Consider the following 17,206-nt stretch of genomic DNA (forward strand, 5'->3'; position numbering starts at 1 on the left):
TTCAAATTATACAAACACTATCTCCCTCATTATGTCCCACCAACATATCCTATTTTTCTGAATAGCTGGAGGAATGGCAAATTTCCGTCAACTAGCAAACTTTGCTGCGCCCGCTAAATTTAGGCCCCAGAACAATAGCATCTCTTGGGAAAGCTTATTTTGACATCGTCTTTTGGGATTTTTATAGTCTTTTTAACACCTGCTTTTTTGTCCGCGTTTAGCGCTCGGGCAATCTCGCCTGTTTTCATCAGCTCCAAGTTTAGTGGCAGTTTTAGAATTTGTTCTTTCGTTTTGCCTCTTTTGGGTTAAATTTACTGTGACATTATAGCGAATGGGGTCTTAAGAGTTTAGTAAAAAGAAAAACATCAAAAATTGCTTTATAGTTTTTGGTGAGCATGTGAATATAAATTTGACAGAGAGTAAAAATAAAATTTAAGCCGCCAAAGACGGCTTAAATTTCACCTCTCAAAAACGAAAATTTTATTCACTCCGTTTTCTCTCGTCGCGACGTAAAATTTGCCGTCCTTGATAGCTAGCGCATGCGCGTCGTTTGCGCCTTCAAAGCTATAAACCTCTGCGATCTTTCTGCTGCGCGGATCGAGCTTTAGGATGCTTGAGTATTGCTTTGAAAGCAGATAAACAAACTCGCCTTGCGCATCCATACCCGTGACATAGTAGTCGCTTACGTCTCTGCCTTCTTTTACACCGAGGGTCTCGTCAAAGCTAGGCACGAACTCGCTCGAGAGCAGATTATCGGCGTCACTAAAGCTCGCCACGCTCCAGCTTTGCTTGATGTCATCGGGCACGCTCGCGATGAAAAACTCGCCGTAAAAGTCCGAGTGATCCCAGCTTAGGATATACTGCTGTTTGGCACGCACGGTGGAGTAGCGGTCTTTGAAATCAAGCGTGAAATTTTCGTACCCATCGTGCAGATAGCGCCACGCTTTGTTCGCTTCCTCTTTACTTTGATTGGGCGCCGGTTTAAAAAACTCGTAGGTTTTGTTGTAGCTCATCGCGCCGATCGAGCCTTTAAAAAAGCTCGCAGCGACGGTGTCTTCCATCTGGATGATCCAATCGGGCGTGCTTCGCAGATAGCTTTTTACGGTTTTTAGCTCGTCATCCATCTCGTAAAGCTCAAATTTGAGCGTACCGACCAAAAAGCTTTTGCTCGCTTCGTCGTAGTCAAGCCCGGCGACGGGATTATCGTTTTTCAAATTTAGTGTTATCTCGCCGCTTTTACGAAGCGGAGTCAAATTTGTCACGGCGCCGTCCGCGGGACTTAGATTAAACTCGCCGCCCAGCGCCAGTGCAGCGCACAAAAGGGTTAAGGTTAAAATTTTTCTCATATCGCGACCTCACTTCGGTAAATTCGGTAGTTTTGGATTCCAGCTTTCGCGAAAATCAATTTCGGTTTCTTCCCAGTGATCAAGCTCCCAAAACCACTTTGACGGATCGATGCTCATGCGCGAAGGCGTCGCGGAGGCTAGATAGGGCGGAGGGCCTGCCGTGATGAAAGCCTGGACGCAGTTAAAAGCCATGATGATAGCAAAGGCCACCACGGCTATCTTGCCTAGCGCAAATTTGGGTAAAACCGCGCCGTATGCGCCCTCTTCACTTTTTTGCATTATTTTACCTACGTTTTTGCCTAGCAGCAAAATCACACCCAAAAATATAATGACGCAAAAATGTACCACTACGACCCAAAACTGCGTGTGTGCGCCTAAAATTTCAAGCCCGAAGCCCTGCTTGATGTCGAGGTAGCCGCCGCCAGTGCCGTCAAGGCTATAGTGTAAAAAGCCGTCGTAAAGCCCAAGGCACGCTAAAAAGAGGATTGCAGCGAGGTATTTGACCTTAAAGCCGTATCTAACGATAACTAGCGCCATAAACGAGATCGCTACCATGCAAAATCTCTCATGCCAACACATAATGCAGGGACTATCGCCCATACCAAAGCCCAAAACAAGGCATGCGATACCTACCGGCAAAGCGATGAGAGCGAGCGCCGCGAGGGCAAAAAGGTTGAAAAATAGCTTCTCATCATCGCCCCAGCCCGCAGAAATTTCGGTGCTGCGGGTGAAGCTTTGAGACATTTTATCTTGCATACTTTCCATCGCTCGCTCCTAGAAATTTCCCATAGGCACGACGGCAAATTTATTTACCCATGCCATCATGATGACGAGTATCGCGACACCTGCAATACCAAAGCCCATAACCGCGCGCTTTTTCTCAGGCTTGAGCCACAGCAAAAGAGCTGCGACGAAAAACATAAGAACCATTAAAAATTCCATGTTTTCTCCTTTCTTGCTGAAATTTAATATCATAAAATATTAGGCTTTTATTTATTAAATATACATTAAAAAATATATTTTTACAAGTATAAATATATTTTTTTGTTATATTTTTATGCTATTAAAATATATATTACTAATAATTTTTTTATATTAAAGCTTATTTTAAACTTATTTCAGGAGTGTTAATTTGATTTTGCTCTTGTAGGTTTGTGCAATTGAAATTAATAAGAGATTTAACAAACAGTAAGATGAAGTCATAACTAAACGCTTAATTTGTCTTGAGTCAAGGTGATTTTTCCACAATTGCTTTTTATACTAGCAATAGTTTATTGCCAAAGTAGTGCTAGTATAAAAACCCAAACAGCCAAAGTGGAATTTTATTTCCAACCCCGACTTCAATATCGTCAGCTGCTATATACGAATTTGGCATATCTTTTATCTGTTCAAAGCTCTTTTTAGCTCCACCTATTTCAAAGACAAACTCTCCCACTATAAAATCTCCATTTTTACCAGAGTAAATTTCAGTGATATTTCCAAGCTGATTGGCAAAGAAAGTTTCTCTCACATTGCCCATATCGGGATTATTTAGATACATTAAATTTGTATTTTCAAGGTAAATTTTGTCCGCCTTATCCATATTTTTTATAGCTAACTCGTTTTTCATGAGAAGCCTAATAAGCCCGGCACTATCAAGCATAGCAAGGTACTCTTTTAGTGTCCTATCATCTCTTATGTCTACAAGTGATTTTAGGCTTGAGTAATTTGGCTGATACGGGACGTTTGCGCTTATGGCATGAGTTAAGATCTTTAGCTTTCTTGCCGTGTTGCCGTTTAAATTTGGATATATGCTTAAAAGATCGCTATCTATCGTAGCTTCTATACTTTGTTTTAGAGTCTGATAAAAGGCAGTATCATTTGGCATATCGTTATAATATGGATAGTAGCCTACCTTCAGATACTCTCTAAAAAGCTTAATGATTGCTAGATCTTTTTGTTTTAAGGCATTAATAATATCAACAGCTATCTCCTGATGATTTGCGAGTAAATCTGTAAGCTCAACCGCTTCTAAATTTATACCATACCTTAGCCCTAGATACTCCCTAAAGCTCATTCCGCTCATCTTATACACTATTGCTCTTCTACTTAAATCATGAGAGTTTTTTAGTACTTCAAGAGCAGATGAGCCAGTAGCTACTATGTTTAACTCTTTAAAATTATCATAGGCAAATTTTAATACGGCCGATATATCTTTGCTTTTATGAATTTCATCTAGGTATAGATGCTTTCCACCATTTAATACAAACTCTCTTATAATCGAGGTTATATCGTTTGATATCTCTATGTCATCTAGGCTTAAGTAAAGACTATCTTTGTTTTTACTGGCAAGCTGAGCCAATGTAGTTGTTTTGCCTATTCCTCTTTGTCCTAGGATAACGATAAGTCTATGAGATAAATCTTTAGAATCTATAAAATATCTTTTAAATTTATGGTTGTTTAACCTTATAAGGTCATTGCTCTTTAAAAAAAGTTGATCTAGCATGGCTTATCCCTGAATTATGTAATACAATACAATTATAGCATAAAAATATGTGTGATAGACTACAAACATGGTTAATCTTAAAAGCATAAACCCTTTTTTATTGTAAATGACCATATACATTTACAATCAAAAAGCACTCACTCTTCCCCTCCTTGATAAAAATTTACCTCTTCAACTAGATCCTTTAGAATTTTCGGAGTTACTGGCTCGCCATAAGTATTCATAGTGATCTTGTATTGTTGTTCGTGCCCTACAAGGGCAGCTATATGTTCAATCCTCTGGCCACTTTGGATGAGCTTGTTTATGAATGTATGTCTAAATGAGTGAAATGTCCTTGTTTTATCATCATCTTTTATAACTTTAGTATTGATCTTCTTTCTAAAATATTCAGAGAAGTCTTTATTATCACAATTAAATAGCCTAACTGCTTTGCCACTTTGCTTAGCTAGTTTCTTTTTACTCTCTATAAATTCAAACAGCCCAATGCTATTTAGCTTAGAGTGGATAGGAACTATCCTTACAGAGTTTCTAGTCTTTAAAGTCTTACTCTTGCCTGTTTTTACATCTATTTTTGTATTTAAACTAAAGCATACTATGTTGTATTTTTCGACTATGTCATCTGTGTTTAACTGTATTATCTCATTTAGTCTCATGCCAGAGTAAGCTGCTATATGAGTAACGAAAAATAGCTCATCTTTGCTTATTCTTTGACTTTTAGTATCGCCACTTGATCTAATCTTACTAACAATATCCAAAAGTGCATTTACGTCACTATCTTCATAAGGATTTTTATTTGTAACGTCATCTTGGTTTAAATTTATTTGTAGATCCACAGCTGGGTTCTTATCTATATAGTCGCTATCGTAGCAGTATTTAAAAAACTCACTAACTCTAACAATATACTTCTTAATGGTTGATTTAGAAATTTTTGGCTTATCTTTTGCTAAAGCTATGATCTCATCTAAGCTCTTATCTTTATAGAGACTATTTTGAGAGAGTTTGGTTGGTAGTTGTAGTAAGACATTTCTGAAATTTAGCAAGTCATCTCTTTTTATCTTTTTGATATCTAGCCCATCACCAAATTTCATAGACATTAGCCGTCCTACATGTCTAACAAGACCAAATGTGCTATCACTCCAGTTGTTTGAAATACTCGTGTTTGATACATAGTTTTCAAATGCACTCTTTAGCGTGACCATGTCAGCTTTACTGTCGCTTTTAGTAGATGAGACTAGCTGTGATTTAAAGCTTCTAGCTCTATTTGAGAAGAGCTTTTGAAAGAAATTTATAGCTTCATTGAAAGTCATGCCACTAGCATCACTTGTATCATCTATCGCAAGGTCTTTAGCCTCAATGCCACTTAAAACTATGCCCTTATCTTCATATTTATCTGCCTTGTATAGCTTTACCTGACCACCAAAGGTAGGATCATTTAAATTTCCATACCCAAATTTTAGATCACCACTTAGCTCGCTATCTCCATCTGGCATTAGCTCACAGCCAAATATTCTCAATATATCATTGTTTGTTAATGCACCCTTTTGTTTAGCTAGCTCATTTATAGTATCTGTTAGATCACAAATAGAGCGTTTTAGAGATTTTTTAGTAAAAGGTAGCACCAAATTCTGCTTTTTTAAAGTCTCTATGTCGTCTTGATAGCTATCTATGTTAGCCTCTTTAACGCCTTTTGCTATCTCGTCTTTAGTATTATCATCTAAATTTGCACTCTTGCGCTTTTTACCAAGTGGCACAAATGCTTGTTGCTCATCATTTAATAGCTTTTGGTTTTTGCACATCTTATATGATATGTGATTTATGTTATCTATCGTTGCCTCAAGTACTCTTTTGCCAAGAAGCTTTTTGGTGTGAGGATCAGTGCAAGATAGCTTTTTACATATCTCATCAACCTCTTTTGATATGACACTGGGCAAGCTATCTTCTTTTAAACTCTGTTTTAAAAACAAATTTAGTGATAGTAGTCCATCTAAATTTATATATCCGCCAAGCATATCATGCTCTTTGATACTTTTGGCCTCCTTGGCTTTTAAAAGCATAAGCACCAAGTGCTCTATAAGTTCGCTGCTCAAATTCATCTTCCATGCCTTTTTGATCGCGTTAAAAATTATAGAGTAGATCTTAGCACGATTTTTTGCTGTATCAAAGCGTTTTGTGAGGAAGGAGGTTATGTATTCGGTTTTATTACCAAAATAAGGCCTTAGATATAGTGGGATAGCTAATCTAAAGTAGTATATACCATTTCGTTTGACTAGATATTGCATCTTTATTACCTATGCAATATAACTTTGTAGCAAAATGTAGCAGATATTTAGTGTGAAACTGGCTGTGTGCCGTCTTTTTGGTGCTTACACAAGGTTTATTTTTAAACCCTCATAAGCCGGAGGTCGGGAGTTCAAGTCTCCCCCGTGACACCATAACATCCTATTTTAGGCACTAGCAGTGATGCTTTTGTTCTTTCCCTTTCTTTAAAATTTCCTTTAAGAGTGGAACACTTAGTTACTAAAGTGGGACAGCCTCTTAAAAATTCCAATGATTATAAAGTCATCACCTTTTTAATACCATTTTAATACCATAAAATAAATTTGTTTTAAATTTTTGCTTCTAGCTTTTATTTTAGGTCACCTTTAAAATACCCCAAGGAATATCCAGCTACTGCCAATAGTTAAGCTTCAGTAAGCTTAACGGTAAAGATGAAGAGCTTCATAGTAGAGCCTTTGTAAAGAATTTTCTTAAAGGCTTTCAAGAAAACTTTGAGAAAGACTATACCGCACAGCCTTACGTACAAAAAATGAAAGAGGGTATAATGACGAAGAAATAAAAGGTTATACGAGTTTGCAAACCGGCGCCAGCTATATAAATTTCAAAAACATAACCGATACGAAAGATCTGGTAAAGACCATAACTCATGAAAACCAAAGATTGATGGATATACAAGATCATAGGGATATAAATAAAAATAGAGACAATGATACCAAATATGCATCAAATTTCTCAAATTTTGCGAGAAGTAAAGCATTCAATTGGGGCAATATCAAAACAATGGAGAGATTTCTTAAATACAAAATCAATAAATAGGGAAATAAATTATTAAATAATATGATAGAAAATAGTGGAAATATTTTTAGACATACAATTTTTCAAGGAGCAAATTATGAACTTCGCAATACAATAAAAGACAATACTATTGGCGGTAGTGGTAATGAATGATTTTTTTAATGCTTTTTGGCGAGAATTTCAATATAAAATCGTAGATTTAATCGTATATTTAGCCAATCATCACCCATTAGTTGCTTGGATTATCTTATATTTTTTGGGTTTGCTTGTACTATATTTTTGTTTTAAGTTTATTCGCCATTGTTATATAATCTATAATAAATCTAAAAATATAAAAATTTTAAAAATAGGTATATCATTTTTTATTCCTATTGTTATTGTTTTTACTTTCTCGTTAAATTCACAATCTACAAATCAAATGGATATTTAGTTTATTTTTGTATCTTTTCGTGGATTTCTACTATTGGTGTGATTTTTTGGGCTTTGCAACCTGAAAAATTTATATCAGATAAACCACAAAATAGAAACCCTAAAAACAAAAGAAGCAAAAAGCTAAATTTGAAAAAAGTAAGAATTCGTTTAATTTTACAAATGTAAAATTAAAAAATAAACAAAACAGCGGTGATAAATAGAAATTTTAAAAATATCTTTAAAATAGGAATGACTGAAAGAATAAACGAAAAACTATTAGCCAATACACCAAAAGGCGGAAAATTAGGTAGTGATGGTATATTAAGACATAACGGTAAAGAGTATGTAGCTCATAGTATGGATATAACGGGAAATAAAGTGATATATCAACAATTAGGTAAAAATAATAAACCGGTAGAGGTTTATAAAATTACTAACGATAAAGGTTATTTAGTGACAGCCTCTAAACCAAAGCTCTCTGCTTCGGAAAGCAGTCCTAGTACTTTAATAAAAGACGTAACAAAAGATATTAAATTTTTATGATAGCTCAAAAACACCGGGTATAGTAGCAGGCGCCACCATAGGCGTAGGTATAGATATTGGATCGCAGTATATAAATAACGGCTATAGTTTTAAAAATATTGACCATACAGAAGTAGTAATAAATGCATTAGGCGGTGCATATGGCGGAGCTGCTAGCGGTTTATTCTCAGCAATAGCCAGAGGCGCTTTTGTTAACTCATCTACCGAGCTATATTCTCAGCTTAAAGACAGATCAAAAGATGTAGATGCAGAGAGAGTGGTCGGAAAAGGTTTTGCTGGTGGATTTTATGGACTGTTCGGCAGTCTTGCGGGAACAGGTGGTAAAACCATAAAAGTTGGCGATGGAGATTTGCAGACTGCAGCAGAAGTAGGAACAAATTTTCTTACTGCAACAGGACAAGCTATTGCAGATAGTGTAGAAAGCAAAAAAGATAAAGCGAAAAAAGCAGATAAGTAATGAAGAAAAATTGGATTGTATTTTTTGGATCAATAGCATTTTTTATAGTAGGTGCTATTTGTATAATAATCCTAAAACTTCTTTTCGGAGAATATTATATTGATGCTGTAGCCGCATTAATCATACTTACAAATGTATATTTTATGATAAAAAACGGCATAAAAAAGAGTGACTTTTCGAAAAAGAATTTGAAAGAAATGGACGTCACGATAGGCGGCGTCTCTTTGATGCAGGCTATATTTGTATTTATAATGTGGATTGGTTACAATGCCACAAGAGGATAAACATAAAAAAGCAGGCAATTAGGATTTACGGACTGGGGCTGAAGCTGGGGCAAGTATATTTACTGGAATAGTACAGGCAGTTACAGATAATATGAATAGTAAAGATAATAAAAACAACAAAGACGATAAAAAAGAATAAGAACCGATATAAAAGTTTTGTTTAAGAACATTAATTTTAAAATGGGCATCATTTAAATTTTTAGATATAATTACGCAAAAATAATATTATTAAAATCAGGTAAAGGAACTCATGAAAAAAATATTTAAATTTCTATCTTTTTTAGTATTTATGCTATTTCTTACAGGATGTGCAAAAGATCTTATTATAAGCAATATGCCAAATTCAAATTTAAACTATCATGGCGATAATGTTCCTATAACTATCATAGCTTATAAATTAAGAGATGTGGCTAAATTTAAAGAAGCTAGCATTATCGATCTAGCCGAGAAAAATGGTGAAATACTAGGCTATGATAAGATTGACTCTATAAAAACACAAATTCAGCCAAATACAAATAGATACGCTTTTACAAATGTATATCCTGACGAAGTTCCGTATGTTGGCATTTTGGTACTTTATGCTGATCAGAGCAAGACAAATATCAAGGCTTACAAAGCTACAAAAGAGATAAAAGAAAAAAATATAGTTTTTGAAATAACAAAAAATGGCGTAAATGTTTTAGACGCTAGTAGCTCTAAAATACAAGCAAGCAAATAAAATGTCTGAAAAGCTAAAAGTCGTTTGGTATAACGGAATGAACGTTGATAAGGTTCATTTCGAGCAACAAGAAAGATATTTTGAGAGAAATTTAAACCTAAAAACCATCTCTTCTTTTTCAAATTTATACGGTGTTTTAGATTTAGAAATTTCAAGCGATCTTTTGCTTCAAGGCAAAGTAGGGCTAACTAAAATTTCTTGTATCTCTCAAGATGGCACGATTTTCAATGCGCCAGATCAAGATGAATTACCAGAACCGCTTGAGATAAGCCCAAGCGAACTAAACTCAGCCATTATAGTGTTAAAACTACCTATTAGCTCAGGTCTGGTCGATATTAGCCTGCAAAATAATTTACCAAATCTAAAATTTACAGCCAAGCAAGCACTTATTAGCTCAAGAGTGCATGATGAAGCTAGCAACGATATATTAAACGAGCTAGACGATAAAGATGATTTTGAACTATCTTCGGCCTTTACACAAGATAAAGAAAATCTAATCCTAGCAAGCCAAAGATCATCTCTTGGAGTATTTGGCTCAAAGATGCCTTACGAGCTTAGCATACCAATTTGTAAAATAAAAAATATAGACCTAAATAAGCAAATAACACTTGACGAAAAATTTATTCCAACTTGTATTAACATCAGTAAAAATACCTTCATAACAAATTTTATAGAGGAGCTTAGCTTTGCTACAAAGCAACATCAAGAGAGTTATTTTGGGTTGCTAGGAGGTGTTGATCAAGCTAAAAATAGACTTGATTTTTCAACGTATTTAACACTAAATATGCTAAAAAAATGGCATTTGATATTCTCTTATTTACTAAAGAAAGATAAATTTCACCCAGAGTATTTGTATGAAAAATTAGTTGATTTTCAGGCTGATCTGTTGGCACTTAGTCACGATAATAGTTTTAGCGAATTTATAGCCTACGATCACAATAACCTAACTCAAACTTTTGTGCCTTTGATAAATAATCTAAGACTTTTATTCTCACATATCTTATCTCCAAAATATATAATGGCACAGATTGTTAAAAATAATCACGGCTTTTATGACTGTATTTTTGATAATCCAAGCATTATTGAAAACTCAGAAATTTATTTTGCTATTCACAGCGATACGAAAAATGAGTATCTTCTTAAAAATTTCAAAGAGCAATGCAAGATCCATACTCAATCAAATATAAAAGGCATAGTTTCTTCACAGCTAAGAGGTATAAACGTAGAGCAAATTTCTGTTGTTCCTAGTACTTTACCGAAGTTAAACGATTATATCTATTATAAGATAGACAAGAAAGATGAAATTTTTAAAAGCTTTGCAAATCAAAATGTGATTAGCGTTTATATAACGGCAAATTTACCGAATGCTGACATTAAAATGTGGGCTTTATTATAAGGATAAAAATGAACGAAAATCAAAATGAAACCTCAGTTTTAAGTCAAACAAATCTTTTAGGCCTTGGCACAAATCTTGCACTAGATCACGTGTTGCCATTACTTCTTTTGGCAAATAGGGTTTCAAAATTACAAAATTTTTCACAAAGTGAAATGGCAAATTTACGTGAAAAATTGATAAACGATATCTTAAGCACTACTTCAAAGATATCAAATCTAGGCATTTACGAGGAAGACGATATTATTAGGCTTAGATATTGCCTTTGTGTTTTTATAGATGAGAGCTTGCTAAAAAATGAAATTTTTATGAACAGCTTTTGGGCCAATAATACCCTGACAACAAGATTTTTTAATGAAAATCTAGGCGGAAATAAATTCTTTGGCATTATGGATAAGTGGTTTGAAAATGTTGGCAAAAATAAAGATTTCTTAGAATTTATATATGCTTGTTTGGTGCTTGGTTATAAAGGAAAATATGAAACCCAAGAAGATTGCAATGAAAAAATCTCTTATCTTTGTGAAAATATAGCTGCGGCCGTTTCTCCGCTCATAAAGGCCGATGAAAATGTATTTGAAAAGAGTTACTTAAAACAGACAAAGAAAAGCTTTCTTGAGGTATTTTCGCTAAAGCGTTTAAAATTTTATTTCATTTTGCTAGCTATTGCCATGATTGCAGCTGCATTTTTATATAGTACATATTCTATGGATCAAAACAATATCAGAAACGATAGCGTTCTAAATAATAAGATAGAGAATTTTATGGATAACAAGTAAGTGCAAGATAATTTTTGTAATAAATTTAATGAAGATTTTTTAGAGAATGAGCTTTATATTAGTTTAACTGATGAAATGTCAAAGTATAAAACTTTGATGCATGATAGCATAAAGTGGGATTATGTATTTAGCTCATCTTTAAAAGCCTTAAGTGAGTTTAGCCTTGATGCTAAGCTTTTAAATTTTTTAGCGATTTCTGCTATAAATTTAAATGACAAAGAGGCTTTTAAGACACTTATAAAAGCCTTTGCCTTTTTTCTATCTATTTTGAAAAAAGAGCCAAATTTACTTGCAAAAAATGAAAAACAACTACCTGCTAAAAAAAAGATAATAGCTCAAACTATAGAGCTTTTTACGCAAGCTAATGATAAAGCTTTGGATCAAGCTGACGCAAAAGCGTTTAATGACCTTGTGCCTGAGCTTTCGCAAGAGCTTAGTACACGTTTTGATACACTTTATATAGAAGAAAAAAAAGAAGAAATTTTAAAAGCTAAAGAGCCAAAAGTAATTGCTAAAACTGAGCCAACTTACCATCAAAGCGTTTCGTTTAGCAGCAATGATATTAGTACATTTAATGATAGAGAATTTAGAGAATATTTTATAAATTTATCACTAATACTTTTAAAGAGTGATATTAAAAATTTTACCGCTTATGCTTTAATTTTTGAAGCAATGTGGGGCAGGATAAAGGCGCTTCCATCAAGTAGCGATCAAATAACACAGATACGTTATCCTGATGAAAATCTGATTATGCTTTTTAAAAAAAGCAACGGACTAAACCTTGATATTTTAGAAAAATTTATAAGAAATTTAGCACTTAACCCATTTTGGATAGAAGGCATTAAGATATTTTGCGAGTTTTTAAATAGTGCTGGACTTGCAAGGCAAAGTGATCTTATTTGCGATATGGTTTTAAATTTTATTGATAAATTTCCAGATATAAAAAAGCTCAAATTTCAAAGCGGAGAAGCTTTTTTTGGCGAAGATATAAATAAATTTTTTATTAAAAGCAACTCTTTGGAATTTACTTCTAGCAGTGATAGTAAAAAAGATATGAGTTTTGAAGATCTAATAAAAGAACTAGACAAAAGCAAGCATGCTTCAAGTGCTCAAAGTGAGCTTAATTTTATGCTTGAATTATCAAAAATTTTTACTGCACAAGGCATGAATAATAACGCAAAAGCTACCTATGCACAAATAGTTAATTTTATAGAAAATACCGAGCTTAAAGATTATTTATCAGACATATATATAAAGGCAAAAACATTTGTGTGATAAAATATGTTTTTTTAAATCACCTTTAATTTTATTTAAATATAATTCTTAAATCATTTATGAAAAAAGGATGTTACTATGGCAGATAATCTAATCCCACCAAAAGAACGCATAAATATAGTTTATAAAACTAAGACAAATGACCAAGAGGCTGATGTAGAGCTTCCATTAAAACTTATGGTAGTTGCAAATTTAACTGGTGAAAACCAAACTCCACTTGAAGATCGTGAAGTGATTTCTATCAATAAAATAAATTTTGATCAGGTTATGAAAAGCTTAGATATTCATACAAATTTCTCTGTAAAAAATAAGCTAAATTCTAACAATGAAGATTTAAATATTGACCTTGATTTTGAAAGCATCCATGATTTTAATCCAGATAATATTATAAATCAAATTCCTGAGCTAAAAAAACTTTTGCAGCTTAGAAAAGCTTTAGTTGCGCTAAAAGGTCCTATGGGCAATATGCCTGATTTTAGAAAAGCGGTTTTAGAAGCTATAAAAGATGAAGATAGTAGAAAACAACTTCTTTTAGAGATTAAAGACGAACAAGATAAGGAATAAAAATGTCTGAAACTAAAGTTAAAACTCCTATCATTGAAAGCATAATGCAAAGGAGTAAATATTCAAAAGATGACGAGAGTTATAGCGTTGTAAAGCAAGGAGTTGCTGAGTTTATTTCAAATATAATAACAACAAATAATGCTGAAGATAAAATAAATAAGCTCGCACTTGATGAGATGATAGCCCACATCGATACCCTTTTATCTGCTCAAATGGATGAAATTTTACACAATAAATCTTTTCAAGAGCTAGAATCAACTTGGCGTGGAATTAGGTTTTTGGTTGAGAGAACAAATTTTAATGAAAATGTAAAAATTGATCTTTTGGACGCCACAAAAGAAGAAATTTTAGATGATTTTGAAAATAATCTAGATATAACTCAAAGTACACTTTATAAACAAATTTATTCAGCTGAATATGGACAATTTGGTGGTGAGCCAGTTGGTGCGATAGTGGCTGATTATGAGCTAGATAAATCAAATCAAGATATGACTTTTTTAAATAAAATGTCATCAATTGCTGCAATGAGCCATTCACCGCTTCTTACATCTCTTTCTGCTAAATTTTTCGGACTTGATAATTTTGGTGAGCTTGAAAATATAAAAGATCTAAAAAGCATGCTAGAAGGCCCACAATATACAAGATGGAGAACTTTTAGAGAAAATGAAGATGCAAAATACACAGGATGTATGGTAAATAGATTTCTTACAAGATCTCCTTATGTGCCAGAAGATAATCCTATAAAGAGCTTTAATTATAGAGAAACTGTAAATAATCACGATGATATGCTTTGGGGTAATGGGGCCTATGCGTTTGCTACAAGGCTTACAGATAGTTTTGCTGATTATAGATGGTGCGGCAATATTATTGGGCCAAAAGGTGGCGGTGCTGTAAAGGACCTTCCAACTTATACTTATGAAAATTATGGAAGTATCCAAACAAAAATTCCAACCGAAGTTTTGATCACAGATAGAAGAGAATTTGAACTTTCAGAAAATGGATTTATCGCTCTTACCTTAAGAAGAGATAGCAATAACGCTGCATTTTTCTCAGCAAACTCTGCGTTAAAGCCTAAAATTTTCCCAAATACTCCAGAAGGTAAAGCTGCTGAGACAAATTTCAGACTCGGAACTCAACTACCCTATGTATTTTTGATCTCTCGTTTAGCTCATTATCTAAAAGTACTTCAAAGAGAAGAGATAGGTACATGGAAAGAGCGTAGTGATGTTGAGCGCGGCTTAAATGAATGGCTAAGACAATACATCTCGGATCAGGAAAATCCACCAGCAGATGTTAGAAGCAGAAGGCCATTTAGAAGTGCAAAGGTTATCGTTAGCGATATAGCCGGCGAGCCGGGCTGGTACAAAATAGAGCTTTTGGCTAGACCTCACTTTAAATTTATGGGAGCAAATTTCGAGCTTTCTTTGGTCGGAAAACTAGACAAAGAGTAAGCTTACTATGTCGCTGATAGATAAAATTTTATATGAATTTAGTGATGAATCAAAGCTACGTCCATATTTTAAAGATCTAGACAGCGACATAAAAGATCACATTGATACCATTTTAAACTCTAGACTCGGTAACTACGGTCGATTAAATGATAGTATTATCGATCTTTGGTCAATGGGTGTTGAGATAAACGAGCTTGGTCATAAACTTGGTATGGCAATATATGAACTAATCAGCTCAAATGAGAATAGAATAGAAGTAACATCTATCGGATACGATGACTCACTAAAGCCTTGGCGTATTATCTTTAATATAAACTACAAGCATAAAAACGATAATTTCAAAGAGTATTTGCTAAAAGTTATTTTTAAAAACAATAGATATTGTGAGATTTTATAATGGATTATAATGAAAATAATTTAGCTTATTTTCAAAAAGAGATGGCATATCTTGATGAAACAAGAGCCCTTTTTATTAAAAATTTTCCAAAAGTAGCACCCTTTTTAGATACTAAAAGCAAAGATCCTGATGTTGAGAGCATAATAGAAAATATGGCTATTTTAACATCTAGGATCAGGCAAGAACTAGATGAAAATATCCCACTAATCGCTGAGTCTTTAGTAAATATATTAATGCCAAGCTATACAAATCCTTTTCCATCAGTTTGTATGCAAGAATTTACCTTAAGAGATGACTTCTCTGGGGTAAAAGAATTTATACCAAAAGGAAGTATAGTTGAGTCAAAGCAGATCAATGGCATAACGTGTAAATTTCAAACAATCTTTGACATAAATTTGCTTCCATTAAAGATAACAAAAGCTTTTATGTCAAACAATAAGAGTGATTATCTTCTAAATTTAAATATAAGCGTTACAAAGGACGAGCTTAGCACAAAAGAACTTGATATAGACTTTTTAAATTTATATCTTGGAGATAATGTTTACTTCTCTTCTACACTCTTAATGTGGCTAAAAAATTACCTGAAATTTATTACAATAAGTTTTGAAGATAGCGATCAAGAGATAAAGTTAAGCCCTGATAAACTTAGTTTAGATGAGTTTGATGAGCGTTTGATAAAGAGTGATGAGTTTGGATTTGAAGCATTTGAGCTTTTAAAAGAGCTATCATTTTTTCCTTCAAAGTTAAATTTTGTGCGATTAAATGGGCTTAGCTTTCTTAAAAATTTTTCTGCAAAAAGCTTTAATATTAAATTCATATTTTCAAAAGATATGCCAAGTGGATATGTACCAAGGCTAGAGTATTTTTCTCTTTTTGTTACGCCTGCAATAAATTTATTTGCAATGAGTGCCGAGCCTATTTTAAATAACAATAGACGAAGCGAATATAGAATTTTTCTAGATCGCTCAAATATCGATGCTTATGAAATTGTTTCAATCATTAAGGTGGTCGCCCATAGTAGTAATAATGAAAAAAGGATATTAAAAAACTATAAAAGTTTTGAGAGATTTGAATTTTTAAATGATGAGCGAGCAAAAGATTATTATTTTGTCAGCAATAAAACAGATATAAAACTAAACTCTTATAAAGAAATTTCTTTTTTTAAAAGTGACTCTAAAGATCAAACCATCAGCATAGATGCGTTTTGCTGCAATGGTGATTTACCTTGCAATCTAAAGCTTGGCGAGATAGATAGAGTTTTGTCCCACCAAGGTGTAACAACTAAAAATTTAACCATTCCAACTAGCGTAAAGCGAGTAAAAATAGATGGAAATCTTCTTTGGAAACTAGTTAGTATCTTGTCTTTTAGCTATCAAAGTATACTAGAGAAGGGCTCTTTTTTAGCACTTCTTAATACCTTTAGCGCGTCAGATGATGAGTTTTTTAAAAAATTTGCCAACTCGCTTTATGATATAAAAACGAAGCAAATTTATAGAGTTGATCAAGGCTTTGCAAAAAGAGGGTTGCTCTGTATATTTTATATAGATGAAAGTGAATTTGAGAGTATAGGAAATGTCTATGTTTTAGGTATAAATTTGGCTAAATTTTTATCAAAATTTGCATCAATTAATTCATTTTGCGAGCTTAAAATAAAGTGTATAAAGAGTAAAATTTTGCTTAATTATGACTTTTTAGGTGGTACAAAAAAATTAATATGAACAAAGAACTAAATCAAGCTTCTTTTTTTAAATTAATAAAGAACTGCCTGAAGCACCACGATAGAAGAGATATTTTTTTAAAAAATAGCCCAAGTTTTGCCTATCCGATTAATGAGCTTGAGAGCTTAAATAAAGAGGATGCAGTAAAAATTGTCGTAAATTTTATGGGTCTTTTGGGAAGTGCCTCGCATCTTACAAGCTATATTTTAGAAAAGATCTCAAAGAGTAGCGATAATAATTTTGAGAAATTTTTTGACTTTTTTGACAATTACTTGCTTTGGCTTTTCTTTGATAGCATTAGTTTAAAAAATTATGC

At 33.4% G+C, this 17,206-nt stretch carries 17 protein-coding genes; 12 read left to right on the forward strand and 5 right to left on the reverse strand.

What is annotated here, in order from left to right; all coding sequences use genetic code 11:
• Positions 1 to 458: 458 nt before the first annotated feature.
• The 5 genes from CVS93_RS07070 to CVS93_RS07085 all read right to left on the reverse strand — a co-directional run bounded on the left by CVS93_RS07070 (position 459) and on the right by CVS93_RS07085 (position 6,110).
• A complete protein-coding gene (locus CVS93_RS07070; RefSeq protein WP_107687093.1) occupies positions 459 to 1,346 on the reverse strand; it encodes a hypothetical protein in 888 nt (295 codons plus the stop codon).
• A 9-nt stretch (positions 1,347 to 1,355) separates the two neighbouring features.
• A complete protein-coding gene (locus CVS93_RS07075; RefSeq protein WP_084110008.1) occupies positions 1,356 to 2,111 on the reverse strand; it encodes a disulfide bond formation protein B in 756 nt (251 codons plus the stop codon).
• Positions 2,112 to 2,120: 9 nt separating this feature from the next.
• Positions 2,121 to 2,288 carry a hypothetical protein gene (locus CVS93_RS09775; RefSeq protein ID WP_155463265.1) on the reverse strand — a complete coding sequence of 56 codons (168 nt, stop codon included), beginning with the start codon at positions 2,286 to 2,288 and terminating at the stop codon, positions 2,121 to 2,123.
• Positions 2,289 to 2,634: 346 nt separating this feature from the next.
• Positions 2,635 to 3,831: an ATP-binding protein gene (locus CVS93_RS07080; RefSeq protein WP_107687094.1), complete on the reverse strand. Its 1,197-nt coding sequence runs from the start codon at positions 3,829 to 3,831 to the stop codon at positions 2,635 to 2,637.
• 137 nt (positions 3,832 to 3,968) lie between these two features.
• Positions 3,969 to 6,110, reverse strand: a complete 2,142-nt coding sequence (locus CVS93_RS07085) for a site-specific integrase (RefSeq protein ID WP_107687095.1) — start codon at positions 6,108 to 6,110, stop codon at positions 3,969 to 3,971.
• Between the two features lie 1,414 nt (positions 6,111 to 7,524).
• Here CVS93_RS07085 and CVS93_RS07100 point away from each other — a divergent pair.
• From CVS93_RS07100 to CVS93_RS07155, 12 genes are all read left to right on the forward strand, one after another.
• On the forward strand, positions 7,525 to 7,857 hold the full coding sequence (locus CVS93_RS07100) for a hypothetical protein (RefSeq protein WP_159071529.1): 333 nt from the start codon (positions 7,525 to 7,527) through the stop codon (positions 7,855 to 7,857).
• Positions 7,858 to 8,113: 256 nt separating this feature from the next.
• The gene (locus tag CVS93_RS07105; RefSeq protein WP_107687099.1) at positions 8,114 to 8,314 is read left to right on the forward strand and encodes a hypothetical protein; all 201 of its coding nucleotides are present in this window, start codon (positions 8,114 to 8,116) and stop codon (positions 8,312 to 8,314) included.
• A complete protein-coding gene (locus CVS93_RS07110; protein ID WP_107687100.1) occupies positions 8,314 to 8,598 on the forward strand; it encodes a hypothetical protein in 285 nt (94 codons plus the stop codon). Before CVS93_RS07105 ends, CVS93_RS07110 begins: the two co-directional genes overlap by 1 nt.
• 250 nt (positions 8,599 to 8,848) lie before the next feature.
• The gene (tssJ, locus tag CVS93_RS07115; RefSeq protein ID WP_085658356.1) at positions 8,849 to 9,316 is read left to right on the forward strand and encodes a type VI secretion system lipoprotein TssJ; all 468 of its coding nucleotides are present in this window, start codon (positions 8,849 to 8,851) and stop codon (positions 9,314 to 9,316) included.
• Between the two features lies 1 nt (position 9,317).
• Entirely contained in the window at positions 9,318 to 10,712 is a 1,395-nt protein-coding gene (tssK, locus tag CVS93_RS07120; protein WP_107687101.1) for a type VI secretion system baseplate subunit TssK, read from the forward strand.
• Between the two features lie 8 nt (positions 10,713 to 10,720).
• Complete coding sequence (gene icmH / locus CVS93_RS07125) at positions 10,721 to 11,485, forward strand: type IVB secretion system protein IcmH/DotU (RefSeq protein WP_085658354.1); 765 nt, start codon at positions 10,721 to 10,723, stop codon at positions 11,483 to 11,485.
• Positions 11,486 to 12,760, forward strand: a complete 1,275-nt coding sequence (locus CVS93_RS07130) for a type VI secretion system domain-containing protein (RefSeq protein ID WP_107687102.1) — start codon at positions 11,486 to 11,488, stop codon at positions 12,758 to 12,760. It abuts the gene before it with no gap.
• Positions 12,761 to 12,838: 78 nt separating this feature from the next.
• Complete coding sequence (tssB, locus tag CVS93_RS07135) at positions 12,839 to 13,324, forward strand: type VI secretion system contractile sheath small subunit (protein ID WP_054195918.1); 486 nt, start codon at positions 12,839 to 12,841, stop codon at positions 13,322 to 13,324.
• Between the two features lie 2 nt (positions 13,325 to 13,326).
• Positions 13,327 to 14,775: a type VI secretion system contractile sheath large subunit gene (gene tssC, locus CVS93_RS07140; protein WP_072595333.1), complete on the forward strand. Its 1,449-nt coding sequence runs from the start codon at positions 13,327 to 13,329 to the stop codon at positions 14,773 to 14,775.
• Positions 14,776 to 14,782: 7 nt separating this feature from the next.
• A complete protein-coding gene (locus CVS93_RS07145; RefSeq protein ID WP_054195920.1) occupies positions 14,783 to 15,172 on the forward strand; it encodes a hypothetical protein in 390 nt (129 codons plus the stop codon).
• Positions 15,172 to 16,890, forward strand: coding sequence for a type VI secretion system baseplate subunit TssF (tssF, locus tag CVS93_RS07150; RefSeq protein WP_107687103.1), 1,719 nt, complete (start codon positions 15,172 to 15,174; stop codon positions 16,888 to 16,890). The genes CVS93_RS07145 and tssF overlap by 1 nt, the downstream gene beginning before the upstream one ends.
• On the forward strand, positions 16,887 to 17,206 hold a 320-nt coding region (locus tag CVS93_RS07155), incomplete at its 3' end, for a type VI secretion system baseplate subunit TssG (protein ID WP_199907246.1). The genes tssF and CVS93_RS07155, both read left to right, overlap by 4 nt.

This window comes from Campylobacter concisus, assembly GCF_003048535.1.
GTDB classification, from domain to species: domain Bacteria; phylum Campylobacterota; class Campylobacteria; order Campylobacterales; family Campylobacteraceae; genus Campylobacter_A; species Campylobacter_A concisus_S.

What these genes read in the sequence shown, in the direction of transcription:
- CVS93_RS07070 (WP_107687093.1), bottom strand. Translation starts at nt 1,346, where the DNA reads ATGAGAAAAATTTTAACCTTAACCCTTTTGTGCGCTGCACTGGCGCTG.
- CVS93_RS07075 (WP_084110008.1), bottom strand. Translation starts at nt 2,111, where the DNA reads ATGGAAAGTATGCAAGATAAAATGTCTCAAAGCTTCACCCGCAGCACC.
- CVS93_RS09775 (WP_155463265.1), bottom strand. Translation starts at nt 2,288, where the DNA reads ATGGAATTTTTAATGGTTCTTATGTTTTTCGTCGCAGCTCTTTTGCTG.
- CVS93_RS07080 (WP_107687094.1), bottom strand. Translation starts at nt 3,831, where the DNA reads ATGCTAGATCAACTTTTTTTAAAGAGCAATGACCTTATAAGGTTAAAC.
- CVS93_RS07085 (WP_107687095.1), bottom strand. Translation starts at nt 6,110, where the DNA reads ATGCAATATCTAGTCAAACGAAATGGTATATACTACTTTAGATTAGCT.
- CVS93_RS07110 (WP_107687100.1), top strand. Translation starts at nt 8,314, where the DNA reads ATGAAGAAAAATTGGATTGTATTTTTTGGATCAATAGCATTTTTTATA.
- tssJ (WP_085658356.1), top strand. Translation starts at nt 8,849, where the DNA reads ATGAAAAAAATATTTAAATTTCTATCTTTTTTAGTATTTATGCTATTT.
- tssK (WP_107687101.1), top strand. Translation starts at nt 9,318, where the DNA reads ATGTCTGAAAAGCTAAAAGTCGTTTGGTATAACGGAATGAACGTTGAT.
- icmH (WP_085658354.1), top strand. Translation starts at nt 10,721, where the DNA reads ATGAACGAAAATCAAAATGAAACCTCAGTTTTAAGTCAAACAAATCTT.
- tssB (WP_054195918.1), top strand. Translation starts at nt 12,839, where the DNA reads ATGGCAGATAATCTAATCCCACCAAAAGAACGCATAAATATAGTTTAT.
- tssC (WP_072595333.1), top strand. Translation starts at nt 13,327, where the DNA reads ATGTCTGAAACTAAAGTTAAAACTCCTATCATTGAAAGCATAATGCAA.
- CVS93_RS07145 (WP_054195920.1), top strand. Translation starts at nt 14,783, where the DNA reads ATGTCGCTGATAGATAAAATTTTATATGAATTTAGTGATGAATCAAAG.
- tssF (WP_107687103.1), top strand. Translation starts at nt 15,172, where the DNA reads ATGGATTATAATGAAAATAATTTAGCTTATTTTCAAAAAGAGATGGCA.